General features: G+C 69.3%; 16 protein-coding genes. 10 read left to right on the top strand and 6 right to left on the bottom strand.

The window, feature by feature from the left end; genetic code table 11:
- The first annotated feature begins 167 nt into the window (after positions 1-167).
- Entirely contained in the window at positions 168-500 is a 333-nt protein-coding gene (locus Ssi02_RS13310; RefSeq protein ID WP_204025382.1) for a TraR/DksA family transcriptional regulator, read from the top strand.
- A 137-nt stretch (positions 501-637) separates the two neighbouring features.
- Here the strand turns inward: Ssi02_RS13310 and Ssi02_RS13315 are convergent, their stop codons facing one another.
- Entirely contained in the window at positions 638-1384 is a 747-nt protein-coding gene (locus Ssi02_RS13315) for a class I SAM-dependent methyltransferase (protein WP_204025384.1), read from the bottom strand.
- Positions 1385-1632: 248 nt separating this feature from the next.
- On the opposite strand from Ssi02_RS13315, the gene Ssi02_RS13320 reads away from it, so the two are divergent.
- The 7 genes from Ssi02_RS13320 (at position 1633) to Ssi02_RS13350 (ending at position 8541) form a co-directional block, all read left to right on the top strand.
- The gene (locus Ssi02_RS13320; protein WP_204025385.1) at positions 1633-2238 is read left to right on the top strand and encodes a sigma-70 family RNA polymerase sigma factor; all 606 of its coding nucleotides are present in this window, start codon (positions 1633-1635) and stop codon (positions 2236-2238) included.
- Positions 2235-2501: a mycothiol system anti-sigma-R factor gene (gene rsrA, locus Ssi02_RS13325; RefSeq protein WP_204025386.1), complete on the top strand. Its 267-nt coding sequence runs from the start codon at positions 2235-2237 to the stop codon at positions 2499-2501. The genes Ssi02_RS13320 and rsrA overlap by 4 nt, the downstream gene beginning before the upstream one ends.
- A 170-nt stretch (positions 2502-2671) precedes the next feature.
- A complete protein-coding gene (locus tag Ssi02_RS13330) occupies positions 2672-3613 on the top strand; it encodes an NAD-dependent epimerase/dehydratase family protein (protein WP_204025387.1) in 942 nt (313 codons plus the stop codon).
- Between the two features lie 311 nt (positions 3614-3924).
- Positions 3925-5244 (top strand): HD-GYP domain-containing protein, encoded by a 1320-nt coding sequence (locus Ssi02_RS13335; RefSeq protein ID WP_307825658.1) that lies wholly within the window; start codon positions 3925-3927, stop codon positions 5242-5244.
- 68 nt (positions 5245-5312) lie between these two features.
- Positions 5313-6611, top strand: coding sequence for an HD-GYP domain-containing protein (locus tag Ssi02_RS13340; protein ID WP_204025389.1), 1299 nt, complete (start codon positions 5313-5315; stop codon positions 6609-6611).
- A 178-nt stretch (positions 6612-6789) separates the two neighbouring features.
- The gene (locus tag Ssi02_RS13345; protein ID WP_239128883.1) at positions 6790-8127 is read left to right on the top strand and encodes an acetyl-CoA carboxylase biotin carboxylase subunit; all 1338 of its coding nucleotides are present in this window, start codon (positions 6790-6792) and stop codon (positions 8125-8127) included.
- Positions 8128-8328: 201 nt separating this feature from the next.
- Positions 8329-8541, top strand: a complete 213-nt coding sequence (locus Ssi02_RS13350; RefSeq protein WP_204025390.1) for a biotin/lipoyl-binding carrier protein — start codon at positions 8329-8331, stop codon at positions 8539-8541.
- A gap of 217 nt (positions 8542-8758) precedes the next feature.
- On the opposite strand, the gene Ssi02_RS13355 is transcribed toward Ssi02_RS13350, so the two are convergent.
- Positions 8759-9136: a thioesterase family protein gene (locus Ssi02_RS13355; protein WP_373870133.1), complete on the bottom strand. Its 378-nt coding sequence runs from the start codon at positions 9134-9136 to the stop codon at positions 8759-8761.
- Positions 9137-9652: 516 nt separating this feature from the next.
- On the opposite strand from Ssi02_RS13355, the gene Ssi02_RS13360 reads away from it, so the two are divergent.
- Positions 9653-11368 (top strand): serine/threonine-protein kinase, encoded by a 1716-nt coding sequence (locus tag Ssi02_RS13360; protein WP_204025392.1) that lies wholly within the window; start codon positions 9653-9655, stop codon positions 11366-11368.
- 150 nt (positions 11369-11518) lie between these two features.
- Here Ssi02_RS13360 and Ssi02_RS13365 read toward each other — a convergent pair whose 3' ends face one another.
- The 4 genes from Ssi02_RS13365 to Ssi02_RS13380 form a co-directional block, all read right to left on the bottom strand.
- On the bottom strand, positions 11519-13165 hold the full coding sequence (locus tag Ssi02_RS13365) for an acetolactate synthase (protein WP_204025394.1): 1647 nt from the start codon (positions 13163-13165) through the stop codon (positions 11519-11521).
- Between the two features lie 155 nt (positions 13166-13320).
- The gene (gene bioD, locus Ssi02_RS13370; protein ID WP_204025396.1) at positions 13321-14040 is read right to left on the bottom strand and encodes a dethiobiotin synthase; all 720 of its coding nucleotides are present in this window, start codon (positions 14038-14040) and stop codon (positions 13321-13323) included.
- Between the two features lie 100 nt (positions 14041-14140).
- Entirely contained in the window at positions 14141-14899 is a 759-nt protein-coding gene (locus tag Ssi02_RS13375) for a GntR family transcriptional regulator (protein ID WP_204025399.1), read from the bottom strand.
- Positions 14896-16059 (bottom strand): 8-amino-7-oxononanoate synthase, encoded by a 1164-nt coding sequence (locus tag Ssi02_RS13380; RefSeq protein ID WP_239128886.1) that lies wholly within the window; start codon positions 16057-16059, stop codon positions 14896-14898. Before Ssi02_RS13380 ends, Ssi02_RS13375 begins: the two co-directional genes overlap by 4 nt.
- A 162-nt stretch (positions 16060-16221) precedes the next feature.
- Here Ssi02_RS13380 and Ssi02_RS13385 point away from each other — a divergent pair, with 162 nt between their 5' ends.
- Entirely contained in the window at positions 16222-17715 is a 1494-nt protein-coding gene (locus tag Ssi02_RS13385) for a PAS domain-containing sensor histidine kinase (protein ID WP_204025403.1), read from the top strand.
- The last annotated feature ends 167 nt before the right edge of the window (positions 17716-17882 follow it).

Raw genomic sequence — 17882 nt, forward strand, 5'->3', positions numbered from 1 at the left:
GGGACGAAGTAGCGGAGTAAAAAATTTCCGTGTGAACTTCGTAAAAAGTGGGAATCGGGTGAGAAATAGCGGTGGCGAACCCACCGTGACACTCCCACCACGCCGGACGGGATATCCGGGGAATCCCGTCGCGGCCTCCCCCGTCTCATCCCGGAGGTGTGGATTTCGTGGACGACCGGATCGCTCGTACACGTCTACAGGACATGCTTGCCAAGATCGAGCGTTCCATCGGTGTGCTGCGCGGAGATCCCGTGGCGCTGCGCGAGAGGTCGGCGGCCGACGCAGGCGCCGACCTGACCGACACCGACCGTCATCAGGCCATGCTGGACGTCGCGTCCAAGCAGCGGGTGGCGGTGATCGCGGCCCTCAAACGCCTGGAGGAAGGCGCCTACGGGCGATGCCTGGACTGCGGGAAACTCGTGCCGGAGGGCAGGCTGGAGGCCAGGCCCGAGGCGGCGCGCTGCGTCCAATGCCAATCAAAAATCGAAAGGCGGCGCTGAGGGCACCGGCGGGCCGCCGAGTGTCCACCCGCCGCGTGATTCTCCCGGTGGGTTTGCCGAGTCCCTGCCGAGGTTCTGCCGAGTTACTGTCCGGGCGGCGAAAGTGAGCCGCCCGGGGCTTATGGCGCTTTTCTGGCTCACTCGCTCTTGCGTGCGCTCGCGACCAGATGGATGCCCACAGTGTCGTCGTCCGGGCGCGCTTCGAGCTCGGTGGTGACCAGCCACGCCAGCGCGCGGGAGTCGGAGGCCAGCACGTGATCCACGGTCGAGGGGGACAGCACCGTGCGCGGGCGCACCCACTCGACCGTGAGGCCCGCGCCGGTCAGCAGTTCGCGGAGCTGCACGCTCGTATAGCAGCGGGTGATGCTGCCGTCGGGCCAGGGGATCAACAGCACTTCGTCGATCTGGCGTAGGTGCGCCCAGTAGTTCTGCTCGGCCAGGATCGCCATGCCGAGTACGAGCGAGTCGACGCACACCAATGCCCGCCCGCCGGGGCGCAGCACCCTCGCCACGTCGCTCATCGCCGATTCGGCCATCAGTTCGACCGACATGGCGCGCTCCTCGGCCACGACGGCGTCCACGCTCGCGTCGGGGAGGAAGCCCAGATCGTCGGCCCGCACATGGCGCACCCGGTCGGCGTCGTGGGGCCCGAAGCGCCCGGGCGTCCCCGCCGCCCGGCGGAAGTCCACCACTTCGAGCACCTTGTGCCCGGCCCTGGCGGCCTGTGCCGACCAGCGTCCCTGCCCACCGGAAAGATCAAGCACGACCGAGGGGTCGTCCGGGAGCCATCGGTCGAGCTGCTCGGCGACGACCGCTCTATAGAACGTCCAGTACGGCCCAAGAGTCCCTGAGCCGTTCAGTTCTTCGGCCGGAATGGGCAGCACAAGCGACTCCTGAGCGTCATCGTCTCCGAGGATGGCCTACCAACCGGTACGTACCTACTTTCCCCGTACCGGGTACATCTTCACCTCCATATTGCGGGAACAGACGCCCGGGCGAGCGTGTTGCCGAGTGCATGGCCGCGTTGCTTGACCTTCCGAACCGACCCAGCGAGTGGGTCTTTCCAGATGAACAGGTATCCTCCGCTAGATACGGCGTGCCGGCTCAGCCGGGCGCCAGTGATCTTAAGGGGGTGGGTCCGGTCGCTGCTACAGGCACGGAGACCGTGGAGCAGCGGAGCGCGCGGTTCGAGCGCGACGTGATGCCGTATCTCGAGCAGCTCTATTCCGCGGCTCTCCGGATGACCAGGAATCCGCCGGACGCGGAGGATCTCCTGCAGGAGACCTTCGCCAAGGCGTTCGCGTCCTTCCACCAGTTCCAGGAGGGGACGAACCTCAAAGCCTGGCTCTACCGAATCCTTACCAACACTTTTATCAACAGCTACCGCAAGAAGCAGCGGGAGCCTAAGCAGGCCGGCACGGAGGAGATCGAGGACTGGCAGCTCGCACGTGCCGAGTCCCACACCTCAACCGGGCTCAAGTCTGCCGAGATCGAGGCGTTGGAGCACCTTCCCGACAGCGATGTGAAGGACGCGCTGGCCGCGCTGCCCGAGGAGTTCCGCATCGCGGTCTACCTCGCCGACGTCGAGGGCTTCCCTTACAAGGAGATCGCCGACATCATGGGCACGCCGATTGGCACCGTGATGTCCAGGCTCCACAGGGGAAGGCGACTGCTCAGGACGCACCTTTCCGACTACGCGCGTGAGCGTGGCCTGGTCCCGGCGGAGGGATCGAAATGAGCTGCGGCGACCCGCACGACACCGACTGTCGTGATGTGCTGGACAAGGTCTACACCTACCTCGACGGTGAGCTCGGCGCGGGCGACTGCGCCGACATACGCCAGCACCTGGACGAATGCGGGCCGTGCCTCCAGGAGTTCGGGCTGGAGAAGGCCGTGAAGCAACTCGTGGCCAAACACTGCGGCTGCGACCCGGTCCCCACGGACCTGCGCGCCAAGGTCCTGGAACGCATAGCCCAGGTCCGCCAAGACCTCGGCGAGTGACGAGCCGGGCGGCAAGCCCGGTGACAAGCCGAGTGGCGAGCCGGGCGGCAAGCCGGTCGGCGACGGCAAGCCGGGTGACGAGAGGTGCGGGCGTGGCGGGCCGCCCGGCGGGCTAGGATCGCACCGGCGCCCACCGGGGGAGCCGCTCACGACTTCCAGGAGGGCCTCATATGCGCGTGCTCGTCACCGGCGGAGCGGGCTTCATCGGGTCCAACCTGGTCGACCGGCTGCTTGCCGACGGCCACGAGGTCCGGGTGGTGGACGACTTCTCCTCGGGTGACCGCGTCAACCTGACCGCCGCGGCCGAGGCCGGTGACCGGTTCGCCGTGCACGAGCTCGACATCCGCGACCCCGCGGTCGGCGAACTGGCGGCGGAGTTCCGGCCCGAGGTGATCTGCCACCTGGCGGCGCAGATCAGTGTGCGCAAGAGCGTGGCCGACCCGCTGCACGACGCGCGGCTCAACGTGGAGGGCACGGTCTCGGTGCTGACCGCCGCGCAGCGGGTGGGCACTCGCAAGGTCGTCTTCGCCTCCTCGGTGGCGGTTTACGGCAGGCCCGCGGTCATCCCGGTGCCCGGTGACGCGGCGACCGACCCTCGTTCGCCCTATGCGGCGTCCAAGTTGTCGGGGGAGGTCTACCTCGCGACGTTCAAGGCGCTTCACGGCATCGACTACACGACGCTGGTGCTCTCCAACGTCTACGGCCCCCGCCAGTCGCCGGAGGGCGAGGCGGGCGTGGTGGCGATCTTCACCGACGCCCTGCTCGACGGCGCGCCCACGGTGGTCTACGGCGACGGCGGCCAGACCCGCGACTACATCTACGTCGAGGACGTCGTCGACGGTTTCGCCCGGGCCTGCGGTGAGGCGGGCGGCGGCGGAAGGTTCAACCTCGGCACCGGCCTGCAGACCACCGACCGTGATCTGCACACGCTGGTGGCGCAGGCGGCGGGTGCGTCGGACGAGCCCGGCTTCGCCCCGCCCCGGCTCGGCGATCTCCCCGCGATGGCCGTGGACCCCGCGCCCGCGCTGGCCGGGCTGGGCTGGCGGCCCCGCACCGACCTCGCCACCGGGTTGAAGCACACCGTGGAGTGGGCACGACAGCGCAGGTCGTAGCACTGTTCGTCTCTCGCTGTGCTCGCTTGGTTACGCTTTGCTTGCGATTTCTTGCTTGGCCTGCCGGGGAAGCCGGGCTTCTGTAGCCTTATGTCTCGCGAATCTTCGTGGAGGCGTCTCATGGTGAAGGCAACGGTCATCCGGGTGGCGGTGAGGTTGCTGCTCCTGATTCCCGCGGCTGTCTTGACGGGGGCAAGCGTTCTCCCGCCGGGCATTTCCTGGGCCTGAGCGCGTTCTCCACGCCGACTGCTTCTCCCTAGGTGGCGGCATTGCGTGGACTGCCCTGGCCTGCAAAGGCCTATTTGATAGTTGTGATCGGCGCCGCGTTCGCCCTGATCTGGTATGCCCTGGATGTGTCCCGCCGGCCGGACCTGTTCGGCGAGATGGACATTTTGGTGGTCATGGTCCTCGCGATGCTGTTCGTGCTCTGCGAGTCGATGCCTACCCTCCTCAACATCAATCAGGCCGCCGTCTCGGTCAGTTTCTCCGCCGCTCTGGCAGCCGTCGTGCTCGTGGGGCCCGAAGGGGCGGCGCTGGTCGGCCTGACCGCCGTGCTCAGCGTGCGTCCCAATCTCGCTCTGGTCAAGCGGCTGTTCAACGGCGCGCAGTTCGCGATCTGCGCGCTCATCGCCGGCTGGGCCTTCGTGTGGCTCGGCGGCAAACCGGGAGTGCCGAAGGTCGACCAGTTCGACGACCTCATCCTGCCCTTCGCAGGGGCCGCCGCGGTGTTCGTGCCGCTCAACTTCGTGCTCACGGGGCTGATGCTGTGGCTGGCCGCCGGGATCAAGGCCGAGCAGGTGCCGATCGTCGGCACCGCCCAGTTCCTCGTCTCCTATCTCGGATACGCGACGTTCGGCCTGCTGATCGCGGGCTTGTGGGCCACCGTTCAGACCATCTCGGTGGTGCTCGTGCTGCTGCCGCTCTTTGTGGCGCGCTGGGGCTTCGGGCAATATCGCGCCCAGCAGCACTCCTACGACGCGACCATCGCGGCCCTCTGCCAGGCGGTTGAGACCAAGGACTACTACACCCGCGGCCACTGCACGCGCGTCTCCCTGGCCTCCACCATGATCGCTCAGGAGATCGGGATGAAGTCGGAGCGCCTGCGCGCCATCCGCTACGCCGGCATGCTTCACGACGTCGGCAAGCTCGGCGTGCCCACGAAGGTGCTGCAGAAGGAGGGCAAACTCACCGAGGAGGAGTTCGCCGCCATCCAGCTGCACCCGATGCGCGGCCTGGAGATCGTGCGCGGCATCGGCTTCCTCGACGAGGCGTTCGCCGGGATCATGCATCATCATGAACGCCACGACGGCAAGGGCTATCCCAGGGGGCTGGCCGCCGACGAGATTCCCGAGTTCGCCAGGGTTATCGCGGTGGCCGACGCCTTCGACTCGATGACCTCCGACCGTTCCTACCGCAAGGCCAAGCCCATCGAGGCCGCTATGGCCGAGTTGCGCAAAGGCGCCGGCACCCAGTTCGACCCGCTGATGGTCAGCGCCTTCATCAAGGTGATCGACCGCGACGGGTGGAGCCCGCCACGCATGGCTCCCGCCGTACCCGACGGCGGCGCCGAGACCGTCAGCAAGGACCACGACGATCCGACGACGCCGATCCAAGTGGCGTCCGAGCGATGACGCCCGAGGTGGAGAGGCCGCGCGCGACCATCGGCCCCGCCGGGCGACAGGGACACGCAGGAGCCCAGATGACCGTGGTGGGAAGGCGACCCGCGACGCACAAGGTCAAAGCCCTGTCGAGGCTGGATTCGGGGCAGTTGCTGCTGATCTGCACCGCGGGGCTCGTCTCGCTCGCGGGCATCGCCTACACCGCCGCCTCCGGCCTGCTTGAGCCGAAGGTCGCGGTCGGCTTCGGCGTGCTGATCGCCGCGGGTGAGCTGGCCAGGCTCACGATGCCGGGCAACCGCGAGGTGGCGCCGATCGGGGCCGCGGCGGCGCTCGGCTACACGCTGCTGATCGACGTCGGCGGGCAGGCCATCAAGCATCCCGCTCTGCAGGTCGTGGCCGTGCTGGCGGTCGGCATGATCGCGGGCGCACTGCCCCACCTGGCGGTGGGCACCCCGCCGCGCCTCGACGCGATGGCCCGGCGCCTGCTCACCGGCGCCCTGCTGGCCTTCGTGTTCCGGCCCATCGCCGGGCCGCTGCGCGACATGGCCACCTCCGAGGGCGGCACGTGGCTGCCCGCGCTCGGTGTGATGTCCGTGCTCATCTGCGCCGCGCTGTTCGTCGAGGTGGTGATAGCGGCGATGTTGCGTGCCGAGCAGGTGCGCACGGCCTTCCGGGTCGCGATCCGCGACGAGCTGCGCATGGCCGCGCCGCTGGGCGCCGCCGTGGCCGCCTCCGGCATGCTGCTCGCGCTCGCCTCCCACAGCATGGGGCTCGTGGCGCTGCTGGTGTTCGCCGCCCCGCTGCTGGTGACGCAGGTGGCCTTCCGGAAATACGCCGGGATACGGGCGACCTATCTCCAGACCGTGCGCGCCCTGTCGCGGGTCACCGAGGTCGGCGGATATGTCGAGCCCGGCCACTCGCGCCGGGTCAGCCGCCTGTCGCTCGCGGTGGGCCGCGAGCTCGGCATGGCCGAGCCCGAGCTGCTTGAGCTCGAATACGCGGCGCTGATGCACGACATCGGCCAGCTCTCGCTGCGCGACCCGATCCCGGGCGGCGCGACCGTGCTGACCGACCCGGGGCAGGCGAGGCGCATCGCGGAGCTGGGCGCGGAGGTGATCAGGCAGACCGGGGTGCTCGACCGCGTCGCCGAGATCGTGCGCCGCCAGTGCGACCCGGTGACCGAGGAGCCGCCGCTGGCGAGCCGCATCATCCGCACGGCCAACGCCTACGACGACCTCGTCGGCGGCTCCACCGACCGCGACCGCGCGGCGGCCGCCCTTGAGCGGCTGCGGCTGGCAGCGGGCACCGAATACGACGCGGCGATCGTCGAGGCGATGTCCCGCGTGGTCGACCGCCTGCCCCCCGGGCAGCACTTTTAGCGCGAGTACGGCGAAGCCATCCCTTAAGCATCGCCGGCATGGTGGGAGCGGGGGGCATTTCAGTGGTTTTGTGTGGGTATCTCGGCGGCCATTTGTAGCTCACCTACAGTTTCTTGTTCTCAGATCAGTGAGAATTAATATCGGGTCAACGGACAGGCTCCGGCAATAAAGTGGGCGCGTGCTGAGCGAATCCGTTCTTGTGGCCAATAGAGGAGAGATCGCGCGGAGGATTCTCCGTACGGTCCGCCGCCTCGGGCTTCGCGCCGTCGCCGTTCATTCCGAGGCCGACGCGGACCTTCCTTTTGTACGGGAGGCCGACGAGGCGGTGCTGCTCGGGCCCGCCGAGCCCGCCAAGAGCTACCTCGACGTCGAGCGGGTGCTGGCCGCGGCACGGTCGACCGGCGCGGAGGCCGTCCACCCCGGATACGGGTTCCTCGCGGAGAATGCCGCGTTCGCCAGGGCGGTCACCGCGACGGGCCTGACGTGGATCGGCCCGTCGCCCGAGGCCGTGGAGGCGATGGGCGACAAAATCAACGCCCGCAACCTCATGGAGGCCGCCGGCGTGCCCGTCGCGGACGGCACGCGTCAGCCCGTCACCGGGCTGCTCGACGCAGTCGCCGAGGCCGCCCGCATCGGCTATCCCGTCATGGTCAAGACGGCGAGCGGAGGTGGCGGCATCGGCATGGGCGTCGCCCGCGACGAGGCGGCGCTGACCAAGGCGTTCGACACCGCCTCCCGCGCGGCGGCGAGATTCGGTGAGGGCGTGCCCGCGATCCTGATCGAGCGCTACATCGAGCGGGCCCGCCACGTGGAGGTGCAAATCCTCGGCCTGGTCAACGGCACCGTCGTCGCCTTGGGGGAGCGCGACTGCTCGGTGCAGCGGCGCCACCAGAAGGTCGTCGAGGAGACCCCGTCGCCGGGCCTCACCCCCGAACTCCGCGAGCACATGCTGAAGGCCGCGGTGCGAGCCGGCGAGGTCGTCGCCTATCGCGGCGCCGGCACCGTGGAGTTCCTGGTCGACACCGTTCGCCGGGACTTCGTGTTCCTGGAGATGAACACCCGGCTCCAGGTCGAACACCCCGTCACCGAGCTCGTGACCGGCGTCGACCTGGTCGAGCAGCAGCTCAGGATCGCCTCGGGCGAGTCATATCCGATGGGGGTCGAGTCGGCCGGTCACGCCGTCGAGTTCCGCGTCTACGCTGAGGACCCGAAGAGGTTCTTCCCCGGCCCCGGCCTCATCACGGTCTGGGAGGAGCCGGAGGGCGACGGCGTGCGGGTCGACTCCGGCTACACGGCGGGCAACACCGTCACCCCCTACTACGACCCGCTCATGGCCAAACTGTGTGTTTACGGCGAGAGCCGCGCGCAGGCGCTGGAGCGCGCACGTAAGGCGGCCGAGGCATTCCGCATCGAGGGCCCGAAGCATAATCTGCCGCTTTTCACGGAGCTGCTCTCGCGAGACGAGTTCGTGTCGGGCGACTATGACACCGGTCTGGTTTCCCGCATGCGTTCCTGAATCCATCGTTCCTTGCTCTGTCCCGCGCCCGCGTCCGGACCGCGGACCTGGTCCGCGGGCGGCCTCTCCCAGGTCAGACGGCGGGACAGGAGAAAACACACGGCGTGCCGCACACGCTTTTACCGAGTTGAAACGACACCCGGCTGGTCATAATGGATCGGCCGGGCAGCCGGCGACATTGAACGAGAGGAAGTTGTTCCGGTGGCCGAAGTGTGCGCTGAGATGGTGGCGAACGTGTGGAAGGTCGTCGTCTCGGAGGGTGACACCGTCGAGGAGGGCGACACCTTGGTCATCCTTGAGTCCATGAAGATGGAGATCCCCGTGCTGGCCGAGGACGGCGGTGTGGTCGCCCAGCTCAAGGTGGCCGAGGGCGACGTGGTGCAGGAGGGCGACGTCATCGCCGTGATCGGCTGAGCACGCCGTGCGGCGCCTTTCCGCAACAGGCCTTCCTGCAATCGGCCTCTCCGCGCCGAGCCTCTCCGGGCCGGCCCTCTCCTCACCGGGCTTCTCCCCACCGAGCTTCTCCGGGCCGGGCCTCTCCTCACCGGGCCTCTCCCCGCACGAGGTGTCTCCGCGCCGGGCGACGATCGGATCACAGGGCAGGCGCTCCGGTGGCGGAACAATCCGGGGTTCAGCCCGAGCGTGAGATGAAACGCTCGCGGTCGACCACCATGCGCTCAATACGTCCTTTACTGATGACCTGCTCGCGGTCGCGCGCGGTGAATTCGAAGACCAGCTTTCGTCCGTCGACTTCGGTCAACTCGGCGACCACTTCGACGTGTGTGCCCACGGGGCTGGCGGCCAGGTGGTCGAGTTCCACTCTGGTGCCGACAGAGGTGTGTGCGGGATCAAGATGGCCGACCACCGCCTGCACCGTCACCATTTCCGCAAAGGTCAGCAACCGTGGGGTGGCCAGCACGGGCACGTCCCCACTCCCGATCTTGGACGCGGTGTCCTCCCGTTCAACCATGATCAACATCTGGGCTCGCAATCCCGGGACAAGTGTCATGGGCACACGATAGAGGTGGAAGGCGGCTTGAGCACTTTTGGGTTGTTCGAGAGTGTTGATGAAATCGCGGGCTGTATGCTATCGGCGCTTCCAGTCCTCCGCGGCGGGCCTGCTCGGGCCGGAGGGACACCCGGCGCGGGGCAGCCGGAGCCCCTTCGTTCTACGACGCCTGAGGTTGCCTCGAAGTTGCAAATCTCGCGCAGAGCTGATATTTCGGATCTTGCCCACTAATCTCCGCCCGCGCGCCTAACGTAGAGCCCGGGCGCATGTATATGCCTGCTTGGGCCCGCCCGCCAGGTCGTTGTTACCTTGGCGTTACCTGGGCGCGATAGAAATCCGCATTGTTGGAGAACCCTGAGGTTGTGGGAATGAGAGTGCTTCCTCCCTCGCCGCGCGGCAGTGTGCGGCCGCGGAAGACGTGTGTCCTCCTGCCCGTGAGCCGGTCCGCAGCCCCGGTTCGCACGCGGGGCGAAGGGTGCCTGAAGCTACGACACGACGGGGGGTAACGGGGGAATCATGGTGGCCCAAGGGACGACCCTGGCGGGTAGATACCGCTTAGACAACCGCCTGGGCGCTGGAGGCATGGGCGAGGTTTGGCGCGGGGAGGACGTCGTCCTCGCCCGCACGGTGGCCGTCAAGGTGCTGCTGCCCGGACGCACCGACGACCCCGGGTTCGTCGCGCGATTCCAGGGCGAGGCCCGCGCGATGGCGACCATCAACCATCCCGGAGTCGTCGACGTCTACGACTACGGTGTCACCGAGGTGGCCGGCGCGGGGGCGACGGCCTATCTCGTCATGAAGTTCGTCGACGGCGAGGCGCTCGACCGCCTGCTGTCGCGCCTCGGCCGGATAGGGCCCGAGCCCGCCATGGAGCTCATCGCCCAGGCCGCCTCGGCGCTTCAGGCCGTCCACGATCAGGGCATCGTCCACCGCGACGTCAAGCCGGGCAACCTCATGGTCCGCCAGGACGGCACGCTGGTGCTGACCGACTTCGGCATCGCGCGGTCCGACGTCGGCAGCAGGCTCACCGACGCGGGCATGGTGCTCGGCACCGCCGCCTACTGCGCGCCGGAGCAGGCCGAGGGCGCCCCAGTGACGGCGATGGTCGACATCTATGCCCTCGGCGTCGTGGCTTACGAGTGCCTGGCGGGACAACGGCCGTTCGACGGTGACACGCCCGTCACCATCGCGCTCAAGCACATCCGTGAGGATCCTCCACCGCTGCCCGACGACATCCCGCCCGCCGTGCGCCGGGTCGTCTCGCAGGCCTTGTCCAAGGACCCGGCCCGCAGGTTCCCCACCGCCGCCGCGATGAGCCTCGCGGCCCGCCAGGCCGTCGCGACCGGCGACCCCGCCGCCTACCAGGCCGACTCACCGGCACAGGCCGGTGCGGCACTGCCGTACCCGATGACAGGTGAGATCGCGGCGGCGCCCGCCCCGCAGCCGTCGGCTGCGTTGCCCACCGGGTTGCCGGCCGCGTCGCCGGCGACGCAGCCTCCGGTCTATCCGATGACGGGGGACTACCGGTCGCCCACGGGGCAGCCGACCGAGGCCACGCCGGTGCGCACTCTTGCCGAACCCGGACGGGGGCGGCGGCGCGCCGAGCCCCGGCGCCGCCCCGGGCGCATCGCGCTGCTCGCCGCGGGCGGGGTCGCCATCGGGGCGGGGGTGCTCGCGGTGACGCTGACGAGCATGGCGCAATCGGAGCCGCCCACGACGAACGTCGGGGCGAGCGGCAAACCGGCGCCGTCCGCCACCAAGACGACGACCCGGCGGACACCGACAGCGTCTTCTTCACCGCAGAGGACGCATGCGCGGGGATCGGTCACGGAGACCCGCGGACCGAGCCCGAGAGTCACCCCGACCCCGACGCCGAGCGATTCGCCGTCGCCGCAGCCGACGGAGGAGCCGGAGGAGACCTCGAAGCCGACCGGCACTCCCTCGGTCAAGCCGTCGACCCAGCCGCCGAAGCGGAAGGTGCCGGACGTCGAGTATCTGACCGAGGAGCAGGCGCTCGGGGTCATCAGCCGGGCGGGCTTCAAATCGAAGGTCCACTCGGTCGGCCTCGACGAGGGGCCACCCACCGGCTGCACCCAGGTCGTGCTCCAGGAACCGGGTGAAGGCGCATGGCTGGCCGTGGGCAGGACCGTGACCATCTCCGTCAACAGGAGGGCCACGTGTCCCAGCCCGTCGTCGTCGGGGGTGCCGACCCCGACACCTCACGGCAACTGAGCCGGTCGGCCGCCGGCCGGTCGAAGGCGCCGAAGGAGGCGCCGGTGAAGGTCCGGCGCCTCACGGCACGTGACCGGGTTGCACGCCGCCGGTCTACTGCGCTGTAGGAGGCGCCGGTGAAGGTCCGGCGCCTCACGGCACCTGAGTCCGTCAGATTCCGGTGGTGTTGCGCGGGTAGGCGATCTCCGGGTCGGTGGCGATGTTGACCATGTAGGGCACGCCAGAGTCGAAGGCGCGGCGGAGGGCCGGACCGATCTGCGAGGGCTCGGTCACCAGCTCCCCGCCGCCGCCCAGCGCCGTGACGACCTGGTCGTAGCGGCACTGAGGCTGGAGGTCGGCCGCCACGTCGTAGCCGTAGAGGAGCTGCATGGGGTGCTTCTCCAGACCCCACATGCCGTTGTTGCCGCACACCATGACGACGGGCAGCTTGTGGCGCACGAGCGTGTCGACGTCCATCAGCGAGAAGCCCGCCGCCCCGTCGCCGAGCAGCAGCACCACCTGCGACGACGGGCGGGCGATGCGCGCGGCGATGCTATAGCCGAGGCCGGTGCCGAGGCAGCCGTAAGGACCGGGGTCGAGCCAGCCCCCCGGACGGCGCGGCTCCACGTATTTCCCGGCGTAGGACACGAAGTCACCGCCGTCGCCGATGACCACGGCGTCGTCGGCGAGCACCTTGGCCAGCTCGCCGTAGATGCGCATCGGGTGGATAGGAGTGGACTCGGCCGCCAGGAGCTCGGCGTCCCCGGCGATGGCGGCGGCAGCGGAGTCCGCGAGCCGGGTCAGCCACGGGGAGTAACGCGCCGGGTTGACCCCGGCCTCGTCGCACGCGGCGGCGAGTCCCCACAGCACCAGCGACAGGTCGCCCGCCGCCGACCCCGCGAGCCCGATATGCCCGGCGAGCTGCGACGGCGCGTCCGCCAGATGCACCACCTTGGCCGGCGGGGCGCCGTCCTTGCCGCCGAACCACCCGTAGCCGAGGCGGAAGTCGAGCGGCGTGCCGACCACGATCACCAGGTCGGCCTGGCCGAACGCGATGCCGCGCGCCCGCGTCACCAGCAGGTCGTGGCCGGCGGGCAGGATGCCGCGGCCCTGGCCGTTCGGGATCACGGGGAGCCGCCACGCCTCGGCGAAGTCGACCGCCGCCTGCTCGGCGCGGTCCATCCACACGTCCGACCCGTACACCAGCACCGGGCGCTCCGCCTCGCGGAGGAGCCGGGCGATCCTGGCGAGGGCGTCGGTGTCCGGCTCAAGCGGGGAAGGCGACATGGTTGTCGCGAGGTGCTCCGGCGCGGGCGAGAACAGGTCGTCCATGTAGAAGTCCAGGAAGACCGGGCCACGCTGCGGGGCCACCGCCGTACGGAATGCCGTCTCGACGTCCTGGCCGACGCTGTCGGCCGAGCCCGCCGTGAAGGCCAATTTGGTGATGGGCTGGAACAGCGGGGGGTGGTCCATCTCCTGGAGCGCGCCGCTGCCCCAGCGGGAGCGCGGCGCGCGGCCACCCATGATCACGACGGGGGAGGAGTTGAAGTGGGCGGTGGCCGCACCGCTCACCCCGTTGGTGACACCGGGTCCCGCGGTGAGTACGGCGAGGCCGGGTTTTCGGGTGAGTCTCGCGGTCGCCTCGGCCGCGAATACCGCGCTCTGCTCGTGACGCACGTCCATGATGGGCAACCCCTCATGGACGGCGCCGTCGTAGAGCGGGAACACATGCCCGCCGGACAACGTGAACATGGTCTCGATGCCGTAAGCCTTGGCGACGGCGACGGCGACGTCTCCTGCGTGCTTCGCGGGGTCCATGCGGGCACGTTACCAGCGGGTTACGGGCGGTGAATAGATTGCCGTCGGCCGATCGGACCTCGATCGGCGTCGCGGACCATGCTGTGCCGGGAAAGATCGGGGCGAGCCTCGGATCCGTCCCAGGGGGCGGTTCTCCGGCGGAACGGAACGCGGGATCAGCGTGGTTTAACGGTGTGCCGGAAGGTCAGGGAGTCGAAGTGGCCGCCCAGCAGCGGTGCGAGGCCCGCGCGTGCAGCCTCGGCGAAGCTCTCCGGCGTGGCGTCCGACAACCCCTCGGGCAGGGCGCCCGCCAGCGGGCGGGCCGCGAGCATCTCCAGGTCGGCCACGTTGAGCCGCTCGGCGAGGCCCGGCCGCTCCGGCCAGGCACCGATGACGAGCCCCGCCAGGTCGAGCCCGCGGTTGGCCATGGCCTCCAGCGTCAGCGCCGTGTGGTTGAGCGTGCCGAGTGTGGCCCTCGCCACCACCAGCACCGGGGCCCCGAGAGTGTGCGCCAGATCGGCGATCGTCGCGCCGTCCTCGTCGAACCGCACCAGCAGCCCGCCTGCGCCCTCCACCAGCACCAGGCGGTGTGTCTCGGCCAGCTCGGCCACCCGCGCCGCCACCTGGGGGAGCGACACCGGAGGCAGCCCCGACCGGCGGGCGGCGGCGGCCGGAGCCAGCGGATCAGGGTAACGGGCGAACTCGAACGTCGTCGTCACCCCCGCCAGGCGCCGCACCTCGTCAAGATCGCCGGGCTCATCGGGGCCGATCCCGGTCTGTGCGGGTTTGACCACCGCGACACTCGCCCCGCGCTCACGCGCGAGGGCCGCCACAGCAGCCATGACCACGGTTTTGCCCACGCCGGTGTCGGTGCCGGAGACCACCAGGACGCTCATTCGTCAAGCGTAGCCCCGCGGAACACTCTGCTCACCGGCGCGGGAGGGTCTCACGAGCCCGGGCGCGCGACCGCGCCCGGCCTGTGATCGTCGCCCGGGGTCAGTGGCCGATCGAGTTCAAAGACGAGGGGTGCATCGGGGAGGGCCGGCGCAACCTCGTGACGAACTTGTAGCGGTCGCCGCGATACATCGACTGCGCCCACTCCACCGGATGCCCGTCGGCGTCGAAGGCGTGCCGGGTCAGCAGCAGCATGGGCAGCCCCACGTCGACGCCGAGGATCTGCGAGTCGTACGGCGTGGCCAGCACGGTCTCGATGATCTCCTCGGCGTCGGTCAGCTGCACGTTGTAGGCGTTGTGCAGCGTCTCGTACAACGACGAGTGCACCTCGAGCTCGCGGCGCAGCCGGGGGAAGCGGCGGGCCGACAGGTGGGTCGTGTCGATCGACATCGGCTCACCGTTGGCGAGGCGCAGACGATGGATGCGCAACACCCGTCCGCCGGGGTTGATCGCGAGGCGGCGGGCGAGCGGCTCGTCGGCGGTGATGTAGTTGATGTCGAGGATCTTGGTGTCGGGCTCCAGCCCGACCATGCGGAGATCGCCGGTGTAGGACGTGAGTTGCAGCACCTGCGCCACTTTGGGCTGCGCCACAAAAGTGCCCTTGCCCTGGATCCGTACGAGACGGCCCTCCACCACGAGTTCGGTCAGAGCCTGCCGGACGGTGGTGCGTGATGTCTCGAAGCGCACGGCCAGCGTCCGCTCCGGCGGGAGCGCCGTTCCGGCGTGCAGACTCTTGGTCAATTCGAGCAGGCTACGTTTGACGTCGTAGTACTTCGGAACTCGAGGGGATTCGCCAGTCACGCGTTCACCTTCATCTCGGCCACAGCGGTAAGAGCGCGTCTGATCGCGACGAGATCATCGGAACTCAGGTTGGCCCGAGCGGTCAACCGCAGGCAGGAGCGGCCGACCGGCACCGAGGGCGGCCGGAAGCATCCGGCGCGCACACCGTTGTCCGCGCACACGGCGGCGCCGCGCAGGGCTGCTTCGGGTGCGCCGAGCACGATCGAGACGACCGCGCCCGCAGGATCGTTTGTCTCAAGGCCGAGATCGCGCGCCATGGCGGCCACCTCGTGTGCCCTGGCACGCACGTATCCAGGCAGTTCGGGCTGGATTTGAAGGATATCGACAGCGGCGAGTGCCGCTGCCACGCAGGCCGGGGCCAGTCCGGTGTCGAAAATGAACGACCGGCCTGTGTCCACGAGAGTTTCGATCACTTCCGGGGCTCCAAGCACAGCTCCGCCTTGAGATCCGAGAGACTTGGAAAGTGTGACCGATCTCACGATACTCGGATCCGCCGCGAGTCCCAGCGCGTGCACCGCCCCCCGCCCGCCCTTTCCGATCACGCCCAGCGAGTGCGCCTCGTCCACGACAAGCAGGGCGCCGTGCCGTACGGCTGCCGCGTGCAGGTCGGCCAGCGGCGCGAGATCGCCGTCGACGGAGAAGACCGCGTCGGTCACCACCACCGCGTGATCCTCGTGCCGGTCGGCGAGGATCTTCTCCACCGCCTCCACGTCCTTGTGCGGGGTCACAACCACCCGGCCGCGCGACAGCCGGCAGGCGTCCACGATCGAGGCGTGGTTGCCAGCGTCCGACACCACCAGCCCGCCCCGGCCGAGCGCGGCCACAGCGGCCAGATTGGCCAGATAGCCCGAGGAGAACACCAGGGCGCCCGCGGCACCCGTGAACTCCCGCAGGCGGTCCTCCAGGGCCGCGTGGAGCTGTGTGGAGCCTGTGACCAGGCGTGATCCGGTGGAACCCGTGCCCCATTCGACTGCAGCGGCAGCCGCGGCGGCGGCGAGCCTCGGGTCTCTCGCCAGGCCCAGGTAGTCGTTTGAGGCCAGATCCACGAGACCGTCGTCGTCGGGAGTGCGTGGCCGGAGAGTTCGCCGCAGCCCGGCGGCCGACCGCGAGGCGGTGGCGGCGCGGAGTCGTGCGAGAGGATCGGTGGGAATGGCCTCCATGAGCGCATTTTCGCAAGAACATTGGTCCAGATCAGCGGCGGGTCGTTTCAAGGGTGTTTCGTAAGCGGTCATGTCAGGTTTAAGGTCAGTTGTGATGCTGGCCTTGAGTCTGCGGGCGGGTTCGAGTTGGCCATCTCGGCGTGGAAGTCGCATGATGCACAAGTGCCGACTCTCAGCGATTTGGCGGTGTCCCACACCGCTCTCGACGAAGCGGGCCTGGAGTGGATGCACTCGCTGGTCTCCGACTGGCAGCTGCTTGCCGACCTCTCGTTCGCCGACCTGATCCTCTGGGTTCCGCTTCAGGATGACTCGGGCTGGATCGCGGTCGCCCAGATGCGCCCGACCACCGGCCCGACCGTCTACCACGACGACGTGGTCGGCACCGTCGTCGCCAAAGGCCAGCGCTCACTGATCGACACCGCCTGGGCCGAACGCCGCATCTGCCGCGAAGGCGACCCGGACTGGTCAAGCGGGGTGCCCGTCCGCGAGGAGACGATCCCGGTGCGGCGTTCCGATGTGACCGCCTCCCGCAGAGGCGAACACATCCCCGGCCGCTACCTCGGCGTGATCCAGAGGTCCACCAACCTGTCGGCCGCCCGCACACCCTCCCGGCTTGAGCTCACCTACCTCCAGAGCGCCTCCGACCTCGCCCAGATGGTCGCAGAAGGCCGCTTCCCCTTCTCCGGGGAGGCTCCGAGCATGGTGAGGTCTCCCCGCGTCGGAGACGGCCTGCTCCGGCTCGACCGGGCCGGCCGCGTGACATATGCCTCGCCGAACGCCCTGTCGGCCTACCGGCGGCTCGGCCGCGGCGCCGACCTCGTGGGCGCCGAACTCGGCAAGGTGACCGCGATGCTCTGCTACTCCGACGAGCCGATCAACGAGGACCTCATGCTCGTCGCCAGCGGCCGCGCCGCCCGCGAGACCGAGGTCGAATCGCGCAGCACCGTCGTGCAGCTCAGGGCCATCCCCCTGATCGTGGGCGGGGGCAGGATCGGCGCGCTCGTGTTGATAAGAGACGTCACCGAGCTCCGCCGCCGGGAACGCGAGCTGATGACCAAGGACGCCACGATCCGCGAGATCCACCATCGGGTCAAGAACAACCTGCAGACCGTGGCCGCCCTGCTGCGCCTCCAGGCCCGGCGCCTGCGCATCCCCGAGGGGCGGGAGGCGCTGGAGGAGGCGGTGCGCCGTGTCGGCTCGATCGCGATCGTGCACGAGACGTTGTCGCACGCTCCCGAGGAGTTCGTGGACTTCGACGACATCGCCGACCGCGTCATCGCGATGTCGGGCGAGGTGTCGGTGCCCGAGGCCCAGGTGGCGCCGGCGCGGGTCGGCTCGTTCGGGGTGTTGCCGGGTACGGTGGCCACGCCGCTGGCCATGGCGCTCACCGAGCTGCTCCAGAACGCGGTGCAGCACGGACAGCCTCAGCGGCTCGACGTGATCGTGTCCCGGGGGCCCGAGCGGCTCTCGATCTCGGTGTCGGACGACGGCAAGGGGCTGCCTCCCGACTTCGATCTGGACTCCTCGACGAGCCTCGGCCTGCAGATCGTGCGCACCCTGGTGGTGGGGGAGTTGTCCGGCCGGCTCTCCCTGGCCCCACGCGAAGGCGGCGGCACGGAGGTCACCCTGGTGATCCCGCTCCCCGCCACACTGTGACAGACCGCGAGCGGCTCTTGCGACGCTCCTTGGGAGCGTGGCCCTTGTGACGGATGTCGGGGGCACGGCGTGTTGGGGAGCGCTGCCTTTGGGGAGCGCTGCCTTTGGGGAGCGCTGCCTTTGGGGAGCGCTGCCTTTGGGGAGCGCTGCCTTTGGGGAGCGCTGCC

Origin of the sequence: Sinosporangium siamense, from assembly GCF_016863435.1 — a bacterium.
GTDB classification, from domain to species: domain Bacteria; phylum Actinomycetota; class Actinomycetes; order Streptosporangiales; family Streptosporangiaceae; genus Sinosporangium; species Sinosporangium siamense.

Excerpts from the sequence above, each read along its gene's own strand:
- Ssi02_RS13330 (WP_204025387.1), top strand. The coding sequence starts at position 2,672 with ATGCGCGTGCTCGTCACCGGCGGAGCGGGCTTCATCGGGTCCAACCTG.
- rsrA (WP_204025386.1), top strand. The coding sequence starts at position 2,235 with ATGAGCTGCGGCGACCCGCACGACACCGACTGTCGTGATGTGCTGGAC.
- Ssi02_RS13355 (WP_373870133.1), bottom strand. The coding sequence starts at position 9,136 with ATGACACTTGTCCCGGGATTGCGAGCCCAGATGTTGATCATGGTTGAA.
- Ssi02_RS13380 (WP_239128886.1), bottom strand. The coding sequence starts at position 16,059 with ATGGAGGCCATTCCCACCGATCCTCTCGCACGACTCCGCGCCGCCACC.
- Ssi02_RS13360 (WP_204025392.1), top strand. The coding sequence starts at position 9,653 with ATGGTGGCCCAAGGGACGACCCTGGCGGGTAGATACCGCTTAGACAAC.
- Ssi02_RS13340 (WP_204025389.1), top strand. The coding sequence starts at position 5,313 with ATGACCGTGGTGGGAAGGCGACCCGCGACGCACAAGGTCAAAGCCCTG.
- Ssi02_RS13365 (WP_204025394.1), bottom strand. The coding sequence starts at position 13,165 with ATGGACCCCGCGAAGCACGCAGGAGACGTCGCCGTCGCCGTCGCCAAG.
- bioD (WP_204025396.1), bottom strand. The coding sequence starts at position 14,040 with ATGAGCGTCCTGGTGGTCTCCGGCACCGACACCGGCGTGGGCAAAACC.